Source organism: Streptomyces sp. ASQP_92 (assembly GCF_025399895.1).
Taxonomy (GTDB): Bacteria; Actinomycetota; Actinomycetes; order Streptomycetales; family Streptomycetaceae; genus Streptomyces.
Genome location: NZ_JAODUA010000007.1, coordinates 233,596 through 254,492, shown reverse-complemented (window position 1 = coordinate 254,492; position 20,897 = coordinate 233,596). Strand labels below are relative to the sequence as shown.

Here is a 20,897-nt window from a genome sequence, read left to right as displayed (position 1 = left end):
GGGCGGCGGGGCCGGGCCGCCGGAACGCGGCTAGGCTGCGGATCATGCTCGTAGCCGCCGCCTTCTGTCCCTGTCCGCCGCTTCTCGTGCCCGAGGTGGCCGCCGGTGCCGCGCCGGAACTCGACGCGGCACGCGACGCCTGCGCCGATGCCGTCGGTGTGCTCGCCGCGTCCCGGCCCGACCTCCTCGTCGTGGTCGGCCCCGCCGAGGAGGGCGGCTCCTACCGGCAGGGCGCGGTCGGCTCGTTCGCCGCGTTCGGCGTGGACGTCTCGGTACGCCTGGGCCCGGGCCGGCCGGTGGCGCAGCGGCTTCCGCTGTCCCTGACGGTCGGCGCCTGGCTTCTGGAGCGGGCCGGGTGGGCGGACGCGCCCGTCGAGGGGCTCGCCGTCGCCGAGCGGCTGGAACCCTCGCTCTGCGCCGCTGCGGGGGAGGAACTCGCCGCCCGGGCCGACCGGGTCGCCCTGCTCGTCCTGGGCGACGGCAGCGCCTGCCGCACCCTCAAGGCGCCCGGTTACCTGGACGAGCGGGCCGCGGGCTTCGACGAGGTCGCCTCGGCCGCTCTCGGCTCCGCCGACATCCCCACCCTGCTGGGCCTCGACGACGGCTTGGCGTACGAGCTGAAGGCGGCGGGACGCGCGGCCTGGCAGGTGCTGGCCGGCGCGGGCCGGGGCGCCGGCCTCGCGGGACGGCTGCTCCATGAGGAAGCGCCTTACGGAGTCGGCTACTTCGTCGGCGTCTGGTCCTGAAACGCGGCGGGGGCGCTTTTTCCCCGCCTCTCGCCGGAACACGCCGGAGGGCCGTGGAACAGAAGCTGTTCCACGGCCCTCCGGCGCGCGTGGTTCACGACGCGGACGCGAGCGGGGCGCCGCCCCTGTGTCCCCGGTGGGACGAGAGGTCCGGGGAACGTGTGGGGCGCCTTGCCCGCGCGACTACTTGCGCGCGCCTTCGCCGGCCTCGCTGTCCGCCGCCGCCTCGGCCGACTGCTGCTTGGGGATGTCGACCCCCTCGGCAGCGGAGGGCTCGGCACCCTGGGCCGTCGCTCCGCTCTCCGTCACGCCCTCGGACGCCTCCTGGGCCGCGGCCGCCGGGGCCTCGGCCGCGGTCCCGCCTTCGCCCCCGGCCTCGGGCTCGGCCGTCGGCGTCTCAGCCTTCGCGCCCTCGGACGACTCCGCGACGGCCTGCTCGGCCTTACGGCGAAACATTGAAAAAACGCCCATATCTACTCCATAGCGTGCTCGTGTGGGCGAAATCCCGTGCCGACCGGAGCGCCTCATTGCGTCGCCCGGCGGCACCGGTCGGCAAACCGGCGTTCGGAACCTCGCAACAGGCAACGAAGCCGGCCGTGCCCCGTCACGTAGCTCGTTCGAGGACGAGCCCCGAGGTTTGCGAGACTGTGAACGTGAGAAGTGCAGCTCCCGCACCGCGGGTCATCGCCGTCGTCGGTCCGACAGCGGCCGGAAAGTCCGATCTGGGCGTCTTCCTCGCCCAGCAGCTCGGCGGCGAGGTCGTCAACGCCGACTCCATGCAGCTCTACCGGGGGATGGACATCGGCACCGCCAAGCTGACGCCCGACGAGCGCGGCGGCGTCCCGCACCATCTCCTCGACATCTGGGACGTCACGGAACCGGCCAACGTGGCGACCTATCAGAAACTCGCCCGCGCCGAGATCGACCGCCTGCTCGCCCAGGGGCGTACCCCCGTCCTCGTCGGCGGATCCGGACTCTATGTGCGCGGCGCGCTCGACGTCCTCGACTTTCCCGGCACCGACCCCGAGGTGCGCGCCCGCCTGGAGGGCGAGTTGGAGGAGAGCGGCCCCGGTGCGCTGCACGCCCGCCTCGCGGCCGCCGACCCCGAGGCGGCCCGTGCGATCCTGCCCGGCAACGGCCGCCGCATCGTCCGCGCCCTCGAAGTGATCGAGATCACCGGCCGCCCCTTCACCGCCAACCTCCCCACCCACGAATCGGTGTACGACACCGTGCAGATCGGCGTCGATGTCGGCCGCCCGGAGCTCGACGAACGCATCACCGTGCGCGTCGACCGGATGTGGGAAGCGGGACTCATCGACGAAGTGCGAGCTCTGGAGGAGCACGGACTGCGCGAGGGGCGCACCGCTTCCCGCGCCCTCGGCTACCAGCAGATCCTCGACGCGTTCGCCGGTGAGTGCACCGAGGACGAGGCGCGCGCCGAAACGGTGCGCGCCACCAAGCGCTTCGCGCGCCGCCAGGACTCCTGGTTTCGACGCGATCCCCGCGTCCACTGGTTGAGCGGCGCGATGGAGGACCGGGCGGAACTCCCGCGCCAGGCGCTGGCGTTGGTCGAACGAGCGGTCACAGCCTGATCACGTGATGGCATCGGGACGCTCCGCGGGTCATTGCGGCACCGCTGCCCGTGCCATCATCAAACGTCGATCGACCAGTGGAGTCCGAGTTGGGAGGGCGCGTGGCGATGGAGGCCGGCCCTCGAGACAGAGAGCAAGGATCGCGCGAGCACACCGCGCGTCCCGGCTCGACGGACCCCGGTTGCGTGGTGCCGCACCCCGCACAAGCGGAATCCGCCGAGAGCGCCGCCGACGGCGTGCGCGCCGCGGATTCGCCGCCCTCGGCGCTCGGTTCCGCGGCGCTCGGCGCCTCGGGGCTGAGCCCGGACGGGCCGGAGGACGGCTCCGTCGGGGCGGTCGCCGACGGCGGTGAGGTCGAGGTCGAACTGCGCCCGCAGCGCCGCCTCAGGATCTGGCAGCTCGCCCCCATCGTGATGCTCGCCGCGCTCGGCTCGCTCATGTTCGCCTTCCCCCTCGCCTTCGAATTCGGCGACGGAGGGCCGGTCGTGGCCATGCTCGGGCTCCTCATCAGCTGCTGCGCCGCGGGCTGGGGCATGATGGCCGCGCGCCGCGTCGGCCACACCTGGCCCGGGCTGCCCGGCAGGGGCTCGGGGGAACGCCCGGACTGGCGGGTGCTGGCCCTGTATGTGGGCGTCGCCGGGGTGCTGGTCGCGCTCGCCGTCTGGCGGGTGGCCCGGCTCCGCTGAGCGGGGCCGACCGTGCGGGGTGTCCCGTCCGGCTGTCGGTGTGCCCCCGTACGATTGACGCGTGAACACTTCGCCGATCGCCTTCCTCAAGGGTCACGGGACCCAGAACGACTTCGTGATCCTTCCCGACCCGGACAACGCCCTCGACCTGCCGGCGTCCGCGGTCGCCAGGCTCTGTGACCGCCGGGCCGGGATCGGCGGCGACGGGGTGCTCCACGTGGTGCGCAGCGCGGCGCACCCGGAGGCGAAGGCCATGGCCGGCGAGGCCGAATGGTTCATGGACTACCGCAACGGCGACGGCAGCATCGCCGAGATGTGCGGCAACGGCGTACGCGTCTTCGCCGGCTACCTGGTGCGCGCCGGGCTCGCCGAAGAGGGCGACCTGGCCGTCGCCACCCGCGGCGGCGTCAAGAAGGTGCACATCGCCAAGGGCGGCGACATCACCGTTTCGATGGGGCGTGCCGCGCTTCCCGAGGCCGGGGTCACCGTGAGCGTGGACGGCAGGAGCTGGCCCGCGCGCAACGTGAACATGGGCAACCCGCACGCCGTCGCCTTCGTGGACGACCTGGCGCACGCCGGGGAACTGCGCTCGGCGCCCCCGTTCAGCCCCGAGGCCGTCTATCCGGACGGGGTGAACATCGAGTTCGTCGTGGACCGCGGCCCCGGCCATGTGGCGATGCGGGTCCACGAGCGGGGCGCGGGCGAGACCCTGTCCTGCGGCACCGGCGCCTGCGCGGTCGCCGTCGCCGCCGCCCGCCGCGACGGCGTGGACCCCGCGGTCACCGGCACCCCGGCCACGTACACCGTCGACCTTCCCGGCGGGACCCTGGTCATCACCGAGTACCCGGACGGCGAGATCGAGATGACCGGGCCCGCGGTGATCGTCGCCGAAGGTGTCGTCGACCCGGCCCTCCTGGCCGGCTGACGGAGGCCGCCCGGCTCTGACCGAAACGGCCGGGGCCGAAACGCTCATGGCCAAAACCTTCGCTCGAATGGGTGATCCGGTTCACGCTGGGCGAGAGCGGGACTGCGCCACGTGGTGGGGTCGGTAGCATCAAGCACCGGTCCAAGGGGGCACGCCAGTCCCTCCACCGCCGGTCGATGCCGCCGGAGGTACCCCATGAGTGCAGAGGCCACGAATCCTGGTGCTCAGAGCCGCCGTCGCGGCCGCCCCCGGATCGACCTCCGCCGACTGGGCCGCGCGGCACTGCTCGGCCCGGTCTCCCGGGACCGGCTGCCCGACGCCATCGGCCACGTCGCCGACGCCCACCGGGCCCACCACCCCGACGCCGACCTGGCCGTGCTGCACCGGGCGTACGTCCTGGCCGAGGCCTCCCATCGCGGCCAGTTCCGCAAGAGCGGCGAGCCGTACATCACGCACCCCCTCGCGGTGACCCTGATCCTGGCCGAACTGGGCGCCGAGACAACGACGTTGACCGCCTCCCTCCTCCACGACACGGTCGAGGACACCGAGGTGACGCTCGATCAGGTGCGGGCCGAGTTCGGCGCGGAAGTCACCTATCTGGTGGACGGCGTCACGAAATTGGAGAAGGTCGACTACGGCGCCGCCGCCGAACCCGAGACCTTCCGCAAGATGCTGGTGGCCACCGGCGACGACGTACGCGTGATGTCGATCAAACTCGCCGACCGGCTGCACAACATGCGCACCCTCGGCGTGATGCGCCCCGAGAAGCAGGCCCGGATCGCCAAGGTGACCCGGGACGTGCTGATCCCGCTCGCCGAACGCCTGGGCGTGCAGGCCCTCAAGTCCGAACTGGAGGACCTGGTCTTCGCGATCCTGCACCCCGAGGAGTACGAACGCACCAGGATCCTCATCGCCGCCAACTCCGGCACCGTCGACCCCCTCACCGGCATCGCCGACGGCGTGCGCGGGGTGCTCCGGGAGGCCGGGATCAGCGCCGAAGTCCTCATCAGGCCGCGCCACTTCGTGTCGGTGCACCGGGTGCAGCTCAAGCGGGGCGAGCTGCGCGGGAGCGACTTCGGGCGGCTGCTCGTGCTGGTCGCCGAGGACGCCGACTGCTACGCGGTCCTGGGCGAACTGCACACCTGCTTCACGCCCGTCGTCTCCGAGTTCAAGGACTTCATCGCCTCACCCAAGTTCAACCTGTACCAGTCGCTCCACACGGCCGTCGTCGGCCCGGGCGGCGAGGTCGCCGAAGTCCTCATCCGCACGCACCAGATGCACAAGGTCGCCGAGGCCGGGGTCATCGCGCTGGGCAACCCCTATGCGGGAGGAATCGGCGACGGAACGCAGCAGACGGGCGACGAGCGCGAGGACCCCACCCGGCCCGGCTGGCTCTCCCGGCTCCTGGACTGGCAGCAGAACGCCCCCGACCCCGACACCTTCTGGTCGTCCCTGCGCGAGGAACTCGCCGGGGACAGCGAGATCACCGTCTTCTGCGCCGACGGCCACACCCTGGTCCTGCCGGCCGGGGCGAGCTGTGTGGACGCCGCGTACGCGCAGTACGGCGAGGTCGCCCACGGCTGTATCGGCGCCCGCGTCAACGGCCGCCTCGCGACGCTCAGTACGGTCCTGAACGACGGCGACACGGTGCAGCTCCTGCTGGCCCAGGACGCCACCTCGGGGCCCTCGAGCGACTGGCTCGACCACGCCAGGACCCCGGCCGCCCGGATCGCGATCAGCGGCTGGCTCGCGGCCAACCCCGAGGGCGGCAAGGTGCCGGCGGCCGCGCCGCGCCCCCAGGTCAACGTGCCGGCCGACCGGCGCAGCGCCACCAACGCGGTGACCGACCTGCCCGATGTGACCGTACGGCTCGCCGGCTGCTGCACCCCGGTTCCGCCCGACGCGGTGACCGGCTTCCCGGTCCGCGGGGCCGCGGTGACCGTCCACCGTCACGAATGCCCCGCCGTCGCCCGCATGAAGGCCGTCGGGCGAGCACCCGTCGAGGTGCGCTGGGGGGACACGGCCGCCTGCCGGGTCACCCTGGTCGCCGAGGCCTTCGGCCGGCCCCGCCTCCTCGCCGACCTCACGGAAGCCATCGCCGGCGCGGACGCGGCCGTCATCTCGGCCACCGTGGAGCCCCCCAGCGAACAGCGCGTGCGGCACACCTACACCCTCCAACTCCCCGACGCCGCCGGGCTGCCCGCCCTCATGCGGGCCATGCGGGACGTCGCGGGCGTCTACGACGTCAGCCGGGCCCAGCATCCGGCGGCCGCGGGCTGACGCCGGACCGCCCCGCTCACCACCCCCGTTCGAGTGGCCCCCACGCGAGTCGGCCCGGTGGTGCCCCGTCCCGCTGATAGCGGTAGTCCATGCCGCTCACCCCCCGCCGCCCCCGCCCCCGCCATCTGCGTGCCGTGCTGCTGGTCGCAGCCGCGGCCTCCGTGGTCGCCGCGGCCCTGCCCGCCCCGGTGCCGCTGGGCATCGGGGACCCGTTGTTCCCGCAGTTGGGCAACCCCGGGTACGACGTCCTCTCGTACGACATCGGATTCTCCTACTCGGGGAACAACAGCAAGCCGATGGAGGCCGTCACCACCATCGACGCCGTCTCGACCGACGCCCTGGAGCGGATCAACCTCGACTTCGCGCGGGGCACGGTGCACGGCGTCGAGGTCAACGGCCGGGCGGCGCGATTCGCCAGTGCCGAGGAGGACCTGGTGATCACCCCGGAGAGCCCCGTCCACGCCGGTGAGGCGCTGCGGATCACGGTGCGGCACACCAGCGACCCGAACGCGGCACTCGACGGCGGCTGGGTGCGCACCACCGACGGCCTGGTGATGGCCAACCAGGCCGACGCCGCCCATCGCGTGTTCCCCTGCAACGACCATCCCTCGGACAAGGCGTTCTTCACCTTCCACGTGGCCGCCCCCGAGAACGTGACGGTCGTCGCCAACGGGGTCCCGGTCGCGCGCGAACGCCAGGGCACCCGGATCGTCTCCACGTACCGCAGCAGCCACCCCATGGCGACCGAGCTGGCCCAGGTGTCCATCGGGCGCTCGGCGGTGGTGCACCGGGAGGGGCCGCACGGGCTGCCGATCCGCGATGTGGTCCCGGCGGTCGACAAGGACAAGCTGGAACCGTGGCTGGCGAAGACACCCGGGCACATCGAGTGGATGGAGCGGCAGGTCGGGCGCTACCCGTTCGAGACGTACGGGGTGCTCATCGCGGGAGCCGAGACCGGCTTCGAGCTGGAGACGCAGACCCTGTCCCTGTTCGAGCGGTCCCTGTTCGTGCGGCCGGAGTTCCCCGCCTGGTACATCGACTCGGTCATGGTCCACGAGCTGGCGCACCACTGGTTCGGCGACAGCGTCTCGCCCCGCGCGTGGTCGGACCTGTGGCTGAACGAGGGACACGCCACCTGGTACGAGGCCCGGTACGCGGAGGAGTTCGGCAAGCGGTCCCTGGAGCAGCGGATGCGCGCCGCCTACGCCCTCTCCGACGGCTGGCGCGCCGCCGGCGGACCGCCGGCCGCGCCCCGGGCGGCCGGGCCCGGACAGAAGATCGGCATCTTCCGGCCGATCGTCTACGACGGCAGCGCCCTCGTCCTGTACGCCCTGCGCGAGGAGATCGGCACGAAGGCCTTCGAGCGCCTGGAACGGCGCTGGGTGCGCGACCACCGCGACTCCACCGCCACGACCGCCGACTTCGCCGCGCTGGCGTCCCGGGTCTCCGGCCGCGACCTGTCCGCCTTCTTCAAGGCGTGGCTGTACGGAGAGAAGACGCCGCCGATGCCCGGACACCCCGACTGGCACACCCAGGCACCCAAGCGCGGCTGACCGCTCCCCTTGGCGGGGCCGGAAAACCGGGATGACGGCCCCGGAGGCACCGTGCGACCATCGGGGATGTCGGCGGCGCCGCCGGGCCGATTCCGTCCGGGAATCATTGGGGCCCATAACGCGTTGTGACCGACACAGCCGGAATTCCCTCGGGGACTCCGGTCCGGAATTCCAACGACGTAAAGGATCCAATGACCTCCTCTTCATCCCCTTCCCAGGACGAGCAGAGCTTCGCGGACACGCCCCGCACCGAGAGCCTTCGGGCCGATGCCCTGATGGAAGAGGACGTCGCCTGGAGCCACGACATCGATGGAGCGCGGGACGGCGATCAGCTCGACCGCTCCGAGCGTGCCGCGCTGCGGCGCGTGGCGGGCCTGTCCACCGAGCTCGAGGACGTCACCGAGGTCGAGTACCGGCAGCTGCGCCTGGAGCGCGTGGTGCTGGTCGGCGTATGGACCACGGGGACGCTCCAGGACGCGGAGAACTCGCTCGCGGAGCTCGCGGCCCTCGCCGAGACGGCGGGCGCCCTGGTGCTCGACGGCGTCTACCAGCGCCGTGACAAGCCCGACCCGGCCACCTACATCGGCTCGGGCAAGGCGCAGGAGCTGCGGGACATCGTCCTGGAGACCGGCGCGGACACGGTGGTGTGCGACGGTGAGCTCAGCCCCGGCCAGCTCATCCACCTCGAAGACGTCGTCAAGGTCAAGGTGGTCGACCGGACCGCGCTGATCCTCGACATCTTCGCCCAGCACGCCAAGTCCCGTGAGGGCAAGGCGCAGGTCTCGCTCGCGCAGATGCAGTACATGCTGCCGCGCCTGCGGGGCTGGGGTCAGTCCCTGTCCCGTCAGATGGGCGGCGGCGGGTCCAGCGGTGGCGGCGGCATGGCCACCCGCGGTCCCGGTGAGACCAAGATCGAGACGGACCGCCGGCGGATCCGCGAGAAGATGGCGAAGATGCGCCGGGAGATCGCGGAGATGAAGACGGGCCGCGAGATCAAGCGCCAGGAACGGCGCCGCAACAAGGTGCCCTCGGTCGCCATCGCCGGCTACACCAACGCCGGAAAGTCCTCGCTGCTCAACCGCCTCACGGGCGCGGGCGTCCTGGTGGAGAACTCCCTGTTCGCCACCCTGGACCCGACGGTGCGCCGGGCCGAGACGCCCAGCGGTCGGCTGTACACGCTGGCCGACACCGTCGGATTCGTACGGCATCTGCCGCACCACCTCGTCGAGGCGTTTCGCTCCACGATGGAGGAGGTCGGCGACTCCGACCTGATCCTGCACGTGGTGGACGGATCGCACCCGGCGCCGGAGGAGCAGCTCGCCGCCGTGCGCGAGGTGATCCGTGACGTGGGCGCGGTCGACGTGCCGGAGATCGTGATCATCAACAAGGCGGACGCGGCGGACCCGGTCGTCCTGCAGCGCCTGCTGCGGATCGAGCGGCACTCCATCGCGGTCTCGGCCCGCACCGGTGAAGGCATCGAGGAGCTGCTCGCGCTCATCGACACCGAACTGCCGCGCCCCGCGATCGAGATCGAAGCGCTGGTGCCCTACACCCACGGGCAGTTGGTGGCGCGGGCGCACGCCGAGGGCGAGGTGATCTCCGAGGAGCACGTCGCGGAGGGCACCGTGCTCAAGGCCCGGGTGCACGAGGCGCTCGCCGCCGAGCTGGCGCCCTATGTGCCGGCCGCGCACTGACGCCGGCGTCAAGTACCGCCGCTGAACGGGCAGTTCACGCGGCCGCACGGTGAAAGGCCCGCTCCCCTCGCAGAAGGGGGGCGGGCCTTTCGCCATGCCGGGCGGGCCGGTTACCGGCCGCCGTACTTCGCGCTCATCGAGTCGAAGAGCGCCTTGGCGCCCGCGCCGAGCTGCGGGCCGGCCAGCCAGCCCGAAGTGACCGGGCCGATCGAGGTGTTGGAGACGAGCTGGGACTTGCCGTCGGGGCCGTTCATGAACCAGCCGCCACCGGAGGAGCCGCCCGTCATGGTGCAGCCGATGCGGTACATCGGGGGAGTGCCGGGGCTGATGGAGAGCTGGCCCGGGCGGTCGACGCACTTGAACATCTGAAGGCCGTCATAGGGCGGCGCCGCCGGGTAGCCCCAGGCGCCCATCGCGCCGACGGAGTGGGCGCTCGGCGCGGAGAAGTTGACGGTCAGCGCGTTGCCGACGGTCTCTTCGAGGGACTTGGTGCCGTTCTCCGGCTTCACGTGCAGCACCGCGTAGTCGTAGGGCGCGCCGGTGCCTCCGGTCGGGCCGCCGTCCTGGATCCACTCGCCCGACGTCGAGGCCCAGTCGGCCCAGAACACGCCGTAGGGGGCGATCTCCTGCGGCCGCGCGTTGTTGAGCGCCGCCGACGACTTGCCCTTGTCGTTGTAGGAGGGGACGAAGGCGATGTTGCGGTACCAGCCGCCGGAGCCGCCCTGGTGCACACAGTGGCCCGCGGTCCACACCATGTTGGACCTGCCGGGGTGGGCCGGGTCCTTCACGACGGTGCCCGAGCACACCATGGAGCCCTTGGGGGAGTCGAAGAACACCTTGCCGACGGGCGCCGCGTAGTTGTGGTACGGCAGCCTCTCCTGGACGGCCTTGACGGGCGCGGGCTCCGGGTCGGAGACGCCGGTGCCGCCGTTGAGGTCGCCCGTCGCCATGGTCTTCTGAGGGTCCTTGGCGGACTTCATCCGGTCCGGCTTCCACAGGCCGTCGATCACCGGGTTGACGAAGTCCTTGGCCTCACGCAGCCAGGTGTCCTTGTCCCAGTTCTGCCAGCCGCCGTTCTTGTACTTGTCCAGGTCCACCCCGTGCTTCTTGAGGGTGTCGGCCACGTCGGCGGGGGCGGTGGAACCGCCCTTGGCGGAGGCGGAGTTCGAGGCGGACGGCTTGCTGTCGGCCTCGTCCCCGCCCGGGCCGCACGCGGTGGCGGTCAGTGCGAGAGCCGCGGCCAGGCCGGTGACGGCAAGCAGCGGACGTATGGATCGCATGAGAAACGATTCCCCCTGATGAGCCTGCCCGCACCGGGCAGGTTTTGCCATGTACTTGTCATTGCGGTGGGCTGTCGTGCACTCGGCCGCCCACTGTGCGGCCCCCCACTATGCCTGTGTGGCGCGGGGGGCGATCACGGGGGTCCCGGCGTTCACAGGACCCCCGCAAGCCACTTACCGCCCGGCGTACTTGGTGCTCACCGAGTCGAAGACGCCCTTGGCCTCCGGGCCCAGGCGCGGCCCGGCCAGCCAGCCCGCGGTGACCGGGCCGATGGAGGTGTTGGAGACCAGCGACGGCTTGCCGTCCGAACCCGTGGCGATCCAGCCGCCGCCCGAGGAGCCCCCGGTCATGGTGCAGCCGATGCGGTACATCGTCGGCATGCTCGTGGCGAGCGAGAGCCGCCCCGGCTTGTCCTTGCACTGGTACAGCTTCTGGCCGTCGTACGGCGGCGCGGCCGGGTAGCCGTTGGCCGTCATCGCGCTGATCTTCGGCACGGCCGGCGCGTTGAAGTCCACCGGGAGCGCCCCGCCGACCGTCTCCTCCAGGGACTTGCCGTTCGAGCCCTTCTCCGGCGTCATGTGCAGCACCGCGAAGTCATAGGGCGCGCCCTTGCCGCCGGTCGGGCCGCCGCCCTCGATCCACTGCTGCGAGGTCTGTGCCCAGTCCGCCCAGTAGACGCCGTAGGGCGCGATCTGCGGCTTGGTGGCCTTCTGCAACTGGGCCGTCGGCAGGTTGGTGTTGTTGTACGAGGGCACGAAGGCGATGTTGCGGTACCAGCCGCCCTTGGCGCCCGCGTGCACACAGTGGCCCGCGGTCCACACCAGGTTGGACTTGCCGGGGTGCGCCGGGTCCTTGACCACGGTCGCGGAGCACACCATGGAGCCCTCGGGGCCGTCGAAGAACAACTTGCCCAGCTCCGGCAGGCTCTGGTGGTACGGGGCCTTCACCGCGGCGGCCTTCACGGGCGCCGGCACCGGGTCCGTGACGCCCTTGTCGCCGGAGATGTCATTGGGAACGGTCTTCTCCGGGGGCTTGTCCGCCTTGCGCATCCGATCCGGGTCCCACAGGTCCTGGATGATCGGGTTGACGTACTCCCTGGCCTCACGGAGCCATGTGGCCCGGTCCCAGTTCCGCCACTCGCCGTTCTTCCACTTGTCCAGGTCGAACCCGTGCTTCTTGAGCCGCTCCTTGACGTCGTCCGGTATCTGGAGCTGGTCGGCGCCGCTCGCGGTCGCCGAGGCCGTCGGCTTGCTGTCGGCACTGGAATCGCCGGGACCGCAGGCGGTGGCGGTCAGCGCGAGCGCGGCCGTCAGGCCGAGGGCCGCGACCACGGGCCGAACCCCGCGCCGCGCTCCCCTCCCCGTGCGCTCGGCGCTGGACGGGCGTGTCGGTCGCATGTCGAATTCCCCCTGGAACTTCGTCTTCACAGCGTCTTCGTCTTCTGAACTCGTAGAACTCGTAGAACTCGTGTGGCGCGTGCAACGCGTCGAACTCGCACCGCGACTCCGAGGACCGGTGTCGCGGTGCGGCCCCCACTATGCCGGTGACGCCGTGGGCGGTACGCGGCAGGGCCGCGGTCGCGCCCCGCCGGGACCCGTCGACCAGCCCGGGTAAGGCGAACCTTGCTTTCGGGCAAGGAACTTCCGGGCAGGCCGTGATCCCGCGGTGCCGGCGTCGTTGGTACGTACGGGGGACATCAGGACAGCGTTCAGCGTGGGCGTACGCGCCGCGCAACGGACGCGATACGGAACCGTCACAGCGGGAGGACCAGCAGTAGTGGCCGTGACCGAACCAGCTCCGACGGCCCTGTCCGGCGCCCACGAGGGGATCCTGCGCAGGCAGTCCCTCCGGGAGTCGGCGGCCCGCACCTACGCCCGTTCGCTGCCCATCGTGCCCGTGCGGGCGCGCGGGCTGACGATCGAGGGCGCGGACGGACGGCGCTATCTCGACTGCCTCTCGGGCGCCGGGACGCTGGCCCTCGGCCACAACCACCCCGTCGTCCTCGAAGCTATCCGCAAGGTCCTCGACTCGGGGGCCCCGCTGCACGTCCTCGACCTCGCCACCCCGGTCAAGGACGCCTTCACCACGGAGCTCTTCGCCACCCTGCCGCGCCAACTCGCCGACCACGCGCGGATCCAGTTCTGCGGCCCGGCCGGCACGGACGCCGTGGAGGCCGCTCTGAAGCTGGTGCGCACGGCCACCGGACGCACCGGCATGCTCGCCTTCACCGGCGCCTACCACGGCATGACCGCGGGCGCCCTCGCCGTCTCCGGCGGCGCGCGCGACGTCGAGGTGACCCGGCTGCCCTACCCGCACAACTACCGCTGCCCCTACGGAGTCGGCGGCGAACGCGGGGCGGAGCTCGCCGCCCGCTGGACCGAGAACCTCCTCGACGACCCCAAGGGCGGTGTGCCCGCCCCGGCCGGGATGATCCTCGAACCGGTGCAGGGCGAGGGCGGGGTGAACCCGGCGCCCGACACCTGGATGCGCCGCATGCGCGAGATCACCGCGAGCCGCTCCATCCCGCTGATCGCCGACGAGGTGCAGACGGGCGTCGGCCGCACCGGCACCTTCTGGGCCGTCGAGCACAGCGGTGTGGTGCCCGATGTGATGGTGCTCTCCAAGGCCATCGGCGGCTCGCTGCCGCTGGCCGTGATCGTGTACCGGGACGACCTCGACACCTGGAAACCCGGCGCGCACGCCGGCACGTTCCGCGGCAACCAGCTCGCCATGGCGGCCGGCGCCGCCACCCTCGCCCATGTCCGGGAGAACCGGCTCGCCGACCGCGCGGCCGTCCTCGGGGCCCGCATGCTCGGCCAGTTGCAGGGGCTCGCCGCCGAGCACCCCTGCGTCGGCGACGTACGCGGCCGGGGCCTGATGATCGGCGTGGAGCTCGTCGACCCCGAGCGCGAGGACCTCGGCTCCGGCAGCCCGCCGCCGCCCGCCCCCGCGCTCGCCGCCGTCGTCCAGCAGGAGTGCCTGCGACGCGGCCTCATCGTCGAACTCGGCGGCCGCCACTCCAGCGTCGTACGCCTGCTGCCCCCGCTCACCCTCACCGACGAACAGGCCGTGGCCGTCCTCGACCGGCTCGCCGACGCGGTGGCCGCCGCCGCCCGCGCCCCGCATCCGCGAGCCGACCCGGGGGCCGGTGTGCGCCACCGGGCCGGGACCGGACCGGCCCACTGATCCCGGACCACCCCCAGCCCCCAAGGAAGACCGCCGTGAACCCCACCCCCGCCCCTGAAGCGCACGAGGCCGACGGCCCCGTCGGCGCCCACCGCGGCCCGGCCGCCGAGCCGACGACGGTGCCGCGCCAGAAGGCCGGGATCCACGGCGAACGCCTGACCCCCCGCGACGAACGGGACCCGCTCGACGCCGCCGACCCCGGGGCGGCCGCCGAAGCGGCCGCCGTAGAGAACCTGCTGCGCTGCTGGGTGCGCGAGAACGACCTGCCCGCGCCCGACGGCCCGCTCCTGCGCATCGCGCTGCCCGCCAGCGGCACCGCCCTGCTCGTGCCCGTCCGGTACTGGTCGCCCACCGGCTGGCACCGGTTCGCCCGGCCCGCCCTGCACGGCGCCCGCGCCGACGCCCCGCCCGCCGACGCCGTCACCGTCGCCGCCCTCCTCGGCCGCGAGGCGGGCCTGAGCGAGAGCGCCGACCTGGTGGGGCGCGTCGCGGACTCGGTACGCCGCACCGCGGACTTCATCGCCGACCGGCGCGAACGCCCCGGCCCGCGCGAAAGCGCCGACCTCTTCCTCACCGCCGAGCAGTCCCTCCTCCTCGGCCACCCGCTGCACCCCACCCCGAAGAGCCGCGAAGGGCTCTCCGAAGCGGAAGTGCGCAGCTACTCGCCCGAGTTGTACGGCTCCTTCCCCCTGCACTGGATGGCCGTCGACCCCTCCGTCCTCGCCACCGACTCCGCCTGGACCGAGAACGGCCGCACCGTCCCCGCCGCGGAACTGATGCTCCGCTTCGCGAACGGCCTCCAACTCCCGCCCGGGGCGGCCCTGTTGCCCCTGCACCCCTGGCAGGCCCGCGACATCGTCCAGCGCCCCGCCGTCGCCGCGCTGCTCGACGCCGGCCTGCTGCACGATCTGGGCCCGCACGGTGAGCACTGGCACCCCACGTCGTCCGTGCGCACCGTGCACCGCCCCGGCGCCGACGCCATGCTCAAGCTGTCCCTCGGCGTACGCATCACCAACTCCCGCCGGGAGAACCTCCGCAAGGAACTCCATCGGGGCGTCGAGGTCCACCGCCTGCTGCGCTCCGGGCTCGGCGACGAGTGGCGGGCCGCCCACCCCTGCTTCGACATCGTCCGCGACCCCGCCTGGCTCGCCGTCGACACCCCGGGCGGCGAGGCGGTGCCCGGGCTCGACGTCATGGTCCGCCACAATCCGTTCGCCCCCGGCGACGACGCGGTCTGCATCGCCGCCCTCACCGCACCCCGGCCCATGCCGGGCCGCGCCGGAACGCACTCGCGCCTCGCCGACGTGGTGTTCCGGCTCGCCGCCCGCACCGGCCGGCCCGCCCCCGCCGTCTGTGCCGAGTGGTTCCTGCGCTACCTCGACCAGGTCGTAGGCCCACTGCTCTGGCTGGACGGCACGGCGGGCATCGCCCTGGAGGCCCACCAGCAGAACACCCTGGTCCTGCTCGACCCCGACGGCTGGCCCGTCGGCGGCCGCTACCGCGACAACCAGGGCTACTACTTCCGCGACTCCCACCGTGCAGCCCTGGAGCGCCGGCTGCCGGGCATCGGCGCCACCAGCGACACCTTCGTGCCGGACGCCGTCACCGACGAACGCTTCGCCTACTACCTCGGCATCAACAACATCCTCGGCCTCATCGGAGCGTTCGGCGCCCAGCACCTCGCCGACGAGCGGGTCCTGCTCGCCGCCCTGCGCCGGTTCCTCGCCCGGGCCACCGACCTCGGCTCGCCGCTGCCCGCCCACCTGCTGGACAGCGCGACGCTGCGCTGCAAGGCCAATCTGCTGACCCGGCTGCACGGCCTCGACGAACTCGTCGGCCCGGTCGACACCCAGTCCGTCTACGTCACCATCACCAACCCCCTTCACATCCACGGAACGTGACCCGTACGAACTGTTGAGAGGAGCGTCGCCGTGCCTCCCACCGATGCGAGCACCGACGCCGGCGCAGGCCCCGCCGCCCCCCGGGGGGAGGCGGCCGAGGACACCCTCGACCTCCAGCTGCCCGAGGAACTGGTCGCCCTGCTCGACGAGCCGGGCGCCGCCGGGCCCGGCGGGCCGGGGCCGCACGAGGCGCGGTCCGACGAGGCGGGGCGGCCGGGCGGCCCGAACTCCCGCTCCGGCGAGCCGAGTTCGGACAGCCCCGGCCCGGGCCGCCCCGCAGTGCCTGCCGTGCCCCCGGCCCCGGGCAGCCCGGACGTCACCCGTGCCCCCGCGGCCGGCCCACTGCCGGGGCCGGGCACGGGCGGGGGCTCCCGAAGGGCCCGTCCCGTCGGGGAGGCCCTGCTCGACTCCCCCAGGGACTGGGCGCCCGCCGCGACGCCGCTCGGCGCGTTCGACCTCGTACCCGTGCGTCTCGAACGTGACCTCGCCCTCCTGGCGCAGTGGATGAACGACCCCGCCGTGGCCGCCTTCTGGGACCTGGCGGGACCCGACTCGGTCACCGCCGCCCATGTCCGCGAACAGCTGGACGGCGACGGCCGCAGCGTGCCCTGTCTGGGCGTCCTCGACGGCACCCCCATGAGCTACTGGGAGATCTACCGGGCGGACCTGGACCCGCTGGCCCGGCACTATCCGGCCCGCCCCCACGACACCGGTGTCCATCTGCTCATCGGGGGCGTCGCCGACCGCGGCCGGGGCCTCGGCACCACCCTGCTCAGGGCCGTCGCCGACCTGATCCTCGACAACCGTCCGCACTGCCCCCGTGTGATCGCCGAACCCGACCTGCGCAACACCCCCTCCGTCTCCGCGTTCCTCAGCGCGGGCTTCCGCTTCCACGCGGAGGTCGACCTGGACGACAAGCGGGCCGCCCTGATGGTCCGCGACCGCGCGCTCAGGAACGTGCTGTGAACGCCCCGCTCCGCATACCCCACCAGCCCCGAATCGGTTCCACCCCGAGGAGTCTTTGTGCCGAACCCTCCTTCCCCCCGTGACTCCCGCGGCCTGCTCGACACCGAAGCCCCGTCCCGGCTCCTGGCGCCGCCCGAGCTGAACCGCGAGGCCTGGGACCGTGCGGGACGCCTCCTCCTCGCGAAGATGATCGGCGCCTTCGCGTACGAGGAGATCGTGCGTCCCAGTGTGGAACCCACCACTGACAATGCCGGTCGGCCCGGAAAAACCCCAGGTCAGTACGGTTTCACCGGCCACTACGGGTTCGCCCTGGATGACGGCAGCACCCTCACCTTCCTGGCCCGGCGCGGTGCGTACGGCGGCTGGCAGGTCGACCCCGACTCCCTCCGGCGGACCGAGCGGGCCGGGGGCGTCCGCGGGGCTAAGGGAGTCGAAGGGGCGGAGGGAGTCAAGGGCCCGCACGCGTCCGGCTCCCCGCTCACGCGGCCCGAACCGTTCGGCGACCCCATCCGCTTCCTCGCGCTCGCCCGCCGCACCCTCGGCGTCGACGGCGCGACCTTCGGCCACCTCGTACGGGAACTCACCGCCACCCTCGCCGCGGACACCCGTCTGCACTCCACCGCCCTGCCCGCGGCCCGCCTCGCGGACCTCGGCTACGCCGACCTCGAGGGCCACCAGAGCGGTCACCCCTGGCTCGTCCTCAACAAGGGACGACTGGGCTTCTCCGCCGACGACGCCGCGCGCTGGAACCCGGAGGCCCGCACTCCGGCCGCGCTGCCCTGGATCGCGGTCCGCACAGACCTCGCCGCCTACCGCGGCGTCGCCTCGCTCGCCACCCCGGACCGGCTCTACGCGCGCGAACTCGACGCCACCGTCCGTGCGGCGTTCGCCGCCGCGCTGCGGGCCCGGGGCCTCGATCCGGCGGCCTACCTCTATCTGCCCGTCCACCCCTGGCAGTGGACGGAAATGATCCTTCCGCTCTTCGCCCCCGCCGTCGCCGACAACGCCATCGTGCCGCTCCCCACCGACGGCGACGTACGGCTGCCCCAGCAGTCCATCCGCACCTTCCTGAACCTCACGAGGCCCGAGCGGCACACGGTGAAACTGCCGCTGTCCATCCTCAACACCCTGGTCTGGCGCGGTCTGCCGACCGAACGCACCGTCGCCGCGCCGGCCGTCACGGCCTGGGTGCAGGGCCTGTGCGCGAAGGACCCCTTCCTGCGGGACGAATGCCGGGTGATCCTCCTCGGCGAGGTCGCCTCCGTCGCGGTGGAACACCCGGTGTACGACCAGATCGGTGAAGTCCCCTACCAGTACAAGGAGTTGCTCGGAGCGATCTGGCGCGAGCCGCTGCCGCCGAAGCTCGCGCCGGGCGAACGGGCCCGCACCCTGGCCGCGCTCCTGCACACCGACCCCGAGGGCCGCGCCTTCACGGCCGAACTCGTCGCCCGCTCGGGCCTTGCGCCCCAGGTGTGGCTGCGCCGGCTCTTCGGCGCCCTGCTGCCGCCGCTGCTGCGCTTCCTGTACCGCTACGGCACGGTGTTCTCGCCGCACGGGGAGAACGCCATCGTCGTCTTCGACGACCGGGACGTGCCCGTACGTCTCGCGATCAAGGACTTCGTCGACGACATCAACGTGAGTGCCGAGCACCTCCCCGAGCACGACTCGATGCCCGAGGACGTGCGGAACATCCTGCTCACCGAGCGGCCCTCCTTCCTCACCCAGTTCATTCATTCGGGGCTCTTCGTCGGTGTCTTCCGCTTCCTGGCCCCACTGTGCGAGGACCAACTGGGCGTTCCCGAGGCCGACTTCTGGGCCCTGGTGCGCGACGAGATCCTGCGCCACCAGACCCGCTTCCCCGACGACAAGGACCGCTACGAGACGTTCGACCTGCTCACGCCCGTCGTCGACCGGCTCTGTCTGAACCGGAACCGCTTGCACACCGACGGCTACCGGGACCGCCCCGAGCGGCCGCACGCCACCGTGCACGGCACCGTGGCGAACCCGCTCGCACCGATGGAGTGAATCGGATTGTCAGTGGCGCGCCGTAGGGTGGTCTGGCTATGACAAAGCCTTCACTCCCCGAGCTCCTGCACGCCGCCGTGACCGCCGTCGGCGGCGTGGAGCGGCCTGGCCAGGTCACCATGGCCACCGCTGTCGCCGACGCCGTCGACGACAGCTCCCACCTGCTGGTCCAGGCCGGAACGGGCACCGGAAAGTCCCTGGGCTATCTGGTGCCGGCCCTGGCGCACGGGGAGCGCGTCGTGATCGCCACCGCGACGCTGGCGCTCCAGCGCCAGCTCGTGGAGCGCGACCTGCCGCGCACCGTGGAGGCGCTGCACCCGCTGCTGCGGCGCCGCCCGCAGTTCGCCATGCTCAAGGGCCGCTCCAACTACCTGTGTCTGCACCGCCTCCACGAGGGCGCTCCCCAGGACGAGGACGAGGGCCTCTTCGACCAGTTCGAGTCGGCCGCGCCCACCAGCAAGCTGGGCCAGGACCTCCTCAGGATGCGGGACTGGGCCGACGAGACGGAGACGGGTGACCGGGACGACCTGACCCCGGGCGTCTCGGACAAGGCGTGGAGCCAGGTCTCGGTGTCCTCCCGCGAGTGCCTGGGCGCCTCGAAGTGCGCGTACGGGGCGGAGTGCTTCGCGGAGACGGCTCGCGAGCGCGCCAAGCTCGCCGATGTCGTCGTCACCAACCACGCCCTGCTCGCCATCGACGCGATCGAGGGCGCCCCGGTCCTGCCGCAGCACGAGGTGCTGATCGTCGACGAGGCGCACGAGCTGGTCTCCCGGGTCACCGGCGTCGCCACCGGCGAGCTCACTCCCGGCCAGGTCAACCGGGCGGTGCGGCGCAGCGCCAAGCTGGTCAACGAGAAGGTGGCCGACGGCCTCCAGACCGCCGCCGAAGGCTTCGAGCGGATCATGGAGCTGGCGCTGCCGGGACGTCTCGAGGAGGTCCCGGAGGACCTCGGTTACGCACTCATGGCGCTGCGCGACGCCGCCCGCGAGGTCATCTCGGCGCTCGGCTCCACCCGCGACAAGTCCGTCCAGGACGAGGACGCCGTGCGCAAGCAGGCGCTCGCCATGGTCGAGACGGTGCACGGCGTGGCGGAGCGCATCACCAACGGCTCCGAATGGGACGTCGTCTGGTACGAGCGCCACGACCGCTTCGGCGCGTCGCTGCGGGTCGCCCCGCTGTCGGTGTCGGGCCTGCTCAGAGAGAAGCTCTTCACGGACCGCTCGGTCGTCCTGACCTCGGCCACGCTCAAGCTGGGCGGGGACTTCAACGGGGTGGGCGCCTCCCTCGGCCTCTCCCCGGAGGGCACCGCCGGCGAGGACGTCCCGCAGTGGAAGGGCCTGGACGTGGGCTCGCCCTTCGACTACCCCAAGCAGGGCATCCTGTACGTCGCGAAGCACCTGGCCACGCCCGGCCGCGAGGGTTCGCGGGGCGACATGATGGACGAGCTGGCCGAGCTGGTGGAGGCGGCCGGGGGCCGCACCCTCGGTCTCTTCTCCTCGATGCGAGCCGCCCAGGCCGCCGCCGAGGAACTGCGCGGGCGCCTCGACAACCCGATCCTGCTCCAGGGCGAGGAGACGCTGGGCGAGCTGATCAGGAACTTCGCCGCCGACCCGAAGACCTGTCTGTTCGGCACGCTGTCGCTGTGGCAGGGCGTGGACGTGCCGGGTCCGAGCTGTCAGCTGGTGGTCATGGACCGCATCCCGTTCCCGCGCCCCGACGACCCGCTGATGAGCGCCCGCCAGAAGGCGGTCGAGGAGGGCGGTGGCAACGGCTTCATGGCCGTGGCCGCGACCCATGCGGCACTGCTGATGGCCCAGGGCGCGGGCCGGCTCGTGCGGGCGACGGGCGACCGGGGCGTCGTCGCGGTGCTCGACCCCCGGCTGGCCAACGCCCGCTACGGCAGCTATCTGCGGGCCTCGCTGCCCAACTTCTGGTACACCACGGACCGCAACCAGGCGCGCCGCTCGCTGGCGGCCATCGACGCTGCGGCCACGGCCGAGGGCAAGTAGCGCGCTCGGGCCGCTTGTGGGGCTGGGTGGGGACACAGCAGGGCCCCGGGACC

At 72.6% G+C, this 20,897-nt stretch carries 15 protein-coding genes; 12 read left to right on the top strand and 3 right to left on the bottom strand.

Annotated elements, in window-relative coordinates; genetic code table 11:
• Positions 1-44: 44 nt before the first annotated feature.
• Positions 45-746 carry a class III extradiol dioxygenase subunit B-like domain-containing protein gene (locus N4G70_RS18460; RefSeq protein WP_261713747.1) on the top strand — a complete coding sequence of 234 codons (702 nt, stop codon included), beginning with the start codon at positions 45-47 and terminating at the stop codon, positions 744-746.
• Between the two features lie 183 nt (positions 747-929).
• On the opposite strand, the gene N4G70_RS18455 is transcribed toward N4G70_RS18460, so the two are convergent.
• Positions 930-1,217 (bottom strand): hypothetical protein, encoded by a 288-nt coding sequence (locus N4G70_RS18455; protein ID WP_261713746.1) that lies wholly within the window; start codon positions 1,215-1,217, stop codon positions 930-932.
• A 182-nt stretch (positions 1,218-1,399) separates the two neighbouring features.
• Between N4G70_RS18455 and miaA the strand changes: the two genes are divergently transcribed.
• The 6 genes from miaA to hflX all read left to right on the top strand — a co-directional run bounded on the left by miaA (position 1,400) and on the right by hflX (position 9,476).
• Positions 1,400-2,338 carry a tRNA (adenosine(37)-N6)-dimethylallyltransferase MiaA gene (gene miaA / locus N4G70_RS18450; protein ID WP_261713745.1) on the top strand — a complete coding sequence of 313 codons (939 nt, stop codon included), beginning with the start codon at positions 1,400-1,402 and terminating at the stop codon, positions 2,336-2,338.
• Between the two features lie 107 nt (positions 2,339-2,445).
• Positions 2,446-3,024: a hypothetical protein gene (locus tag N4G70_RS18445; RefSeq protein ID WP_399035947.1), complete on the top strand. Its 579-nt coding sequence runs from the start codon at positions 2,446-2,448 to the stop codon at positions 3,022-3,024.
• Between the two features lie 61 nt (positions 3,025-3,085).
• Positions 3,086-3,949, top strand: coding sequence for a diaminopimelate epimerase (gene dapF / locus N4G70_RS18440; RefSeq protein ID WP_261713744.1), 864 nt, complete (start codon positions 3,086-3,088; stop codon positions 3,947-3,949).
• A 195-nt stretch (positions 3,950-4,144) separates the two neighbouring features.
• Positions 4,145-6,229 (top strand): bifunctional (p)ppGpp synthetase/guanosine-3',5'-bis(diphosphate) 3'-pyrophosphohydrolase, encoded by a 2,085-nt coding sequence (locus tag N4G70_RS18435; protein ID WP_261713743.1) that lies wholly within the window; start codon positions 4,145-4,147, stop codon positions 6,227-6,229.
• An 89-nt stretch (positions 6,230-6,318) separates the two neighbouring features.
• Positions 6,319-7,782, top strand: coding sequence for a M1 family metallopeptidase (locus tag N4G70_RS18430; RefSeq protein WP_261713742.1), 1,464 nt, complete (start codon positions 6,319-6,321; stop codon positions 7,780-7,782).
• Between the two features lie 191 nt (positions 7,783-7,973).
• The gene (gene hflX, locus N4G70_RS18425; RefSeq protein ID WP_261713741.1) at positions 7,974-9,476 is read left to right on the top strand and encodes a GTPase HflX; all 1,503 of its coding nucleotides are present in this window, start codon (positions 7,974-7,976) and stop codon (positions 9,474-9,476) included.
• Positions 9,477-9,586: 110 nt separating this feature from the next.
• On the opposite strand, the gene N4G70_RS18420 is transcribed toward hflX, so the two are convergent.
• On the bottom strand, positions 9,587-10,756 hold the full coding sequence (locus tag N4G70_RS18420; protein WP_261713740.1) for a serine protease: 1,170 nt from the start codon (positions 10,754-10,756) through the stop codon (positions 9,587-9,589).
• Positions 10,757-10,930: 174 nt separating this feature from the next.
• On the bottom strand, positions 10,931-12,154 hold the full coding sequence (locus N4G70_RS18415) for a serine protease (RefSeq protein ID WP_261713739.1): 1,224 nt from the start codon (positions 12,152-12,154) through the stop codon (positions 10,931-10,933).
• Between the two features lie 379 nt (positions 12,155-12,533).
• On the opposite strand from N4G70_RS18415, the gene N4G70_RS18410 reads away from it, so the two are divergent.
• The 5 genes from N4G70_RS18410 to N4G70_RS18390 are packed head-to-tail and all read left to right on the top strand — an operon-like array spanning position 12,534 to position 20,844.
• Entirely contained in the window at positions 12,534-13,943 is a 1,410-nt protein-coding gene (locus N4G70_RS18410; protein ID WP_261713738.1) for a diaminobutyrate--2-oxoglutarate transaminase family protein, read from the top strand.
• 35 nt (positions 13,944-13,978) lie between these two features.
• Positions 13,979-15,844, top strand: a complete 1,866-nt coding sequence (locus N4G70_RS18405) for an IucA/IucC family siderophore biosynthesis protein (protein ID WP_261713737.1) — start codon at positions 13,979-13,981, stop codon at positions 15,842-15,844.
• Between the two features lie 30 nt (positions 15,845-15,874).
• Positions 15,875-16,810, top strand: a complete 936-nt coding sequence (locus tag N4G70_RS18400) for a GNAT family N-acetyltransferase (protein ID WP_261713736.1) — start codon at positions 15,875-15,877, stop codon at positions 16,808-16,810.
• A 57-nt stretch (positions 16,811-16,867) separates the two neighbouring features.
• A complete protein-coding gene (locus N4G70_RS18395) occupies positions 16,868-18,835 on the top strand; it encodes an IucA/IucC family protein (protein WP_399035911.1) in 1,968 nt (655 codons plus the stop codon).
• A 38-nt stretch (positions 18,836-18,873) separates the two neighbouring features.
• A complete protein-coding gene (locus N4G70_RS18390) occupies positions 18,874-20,844 on the top strand; it encodes an ATP-dependent DNA helicase (protein WP_261713735.1) in 1,971 nt (656 codons plus the stop codon).
• The last annotated feature ends 53 nt before the right edge of the window (positions 20,845-20,897 follow it).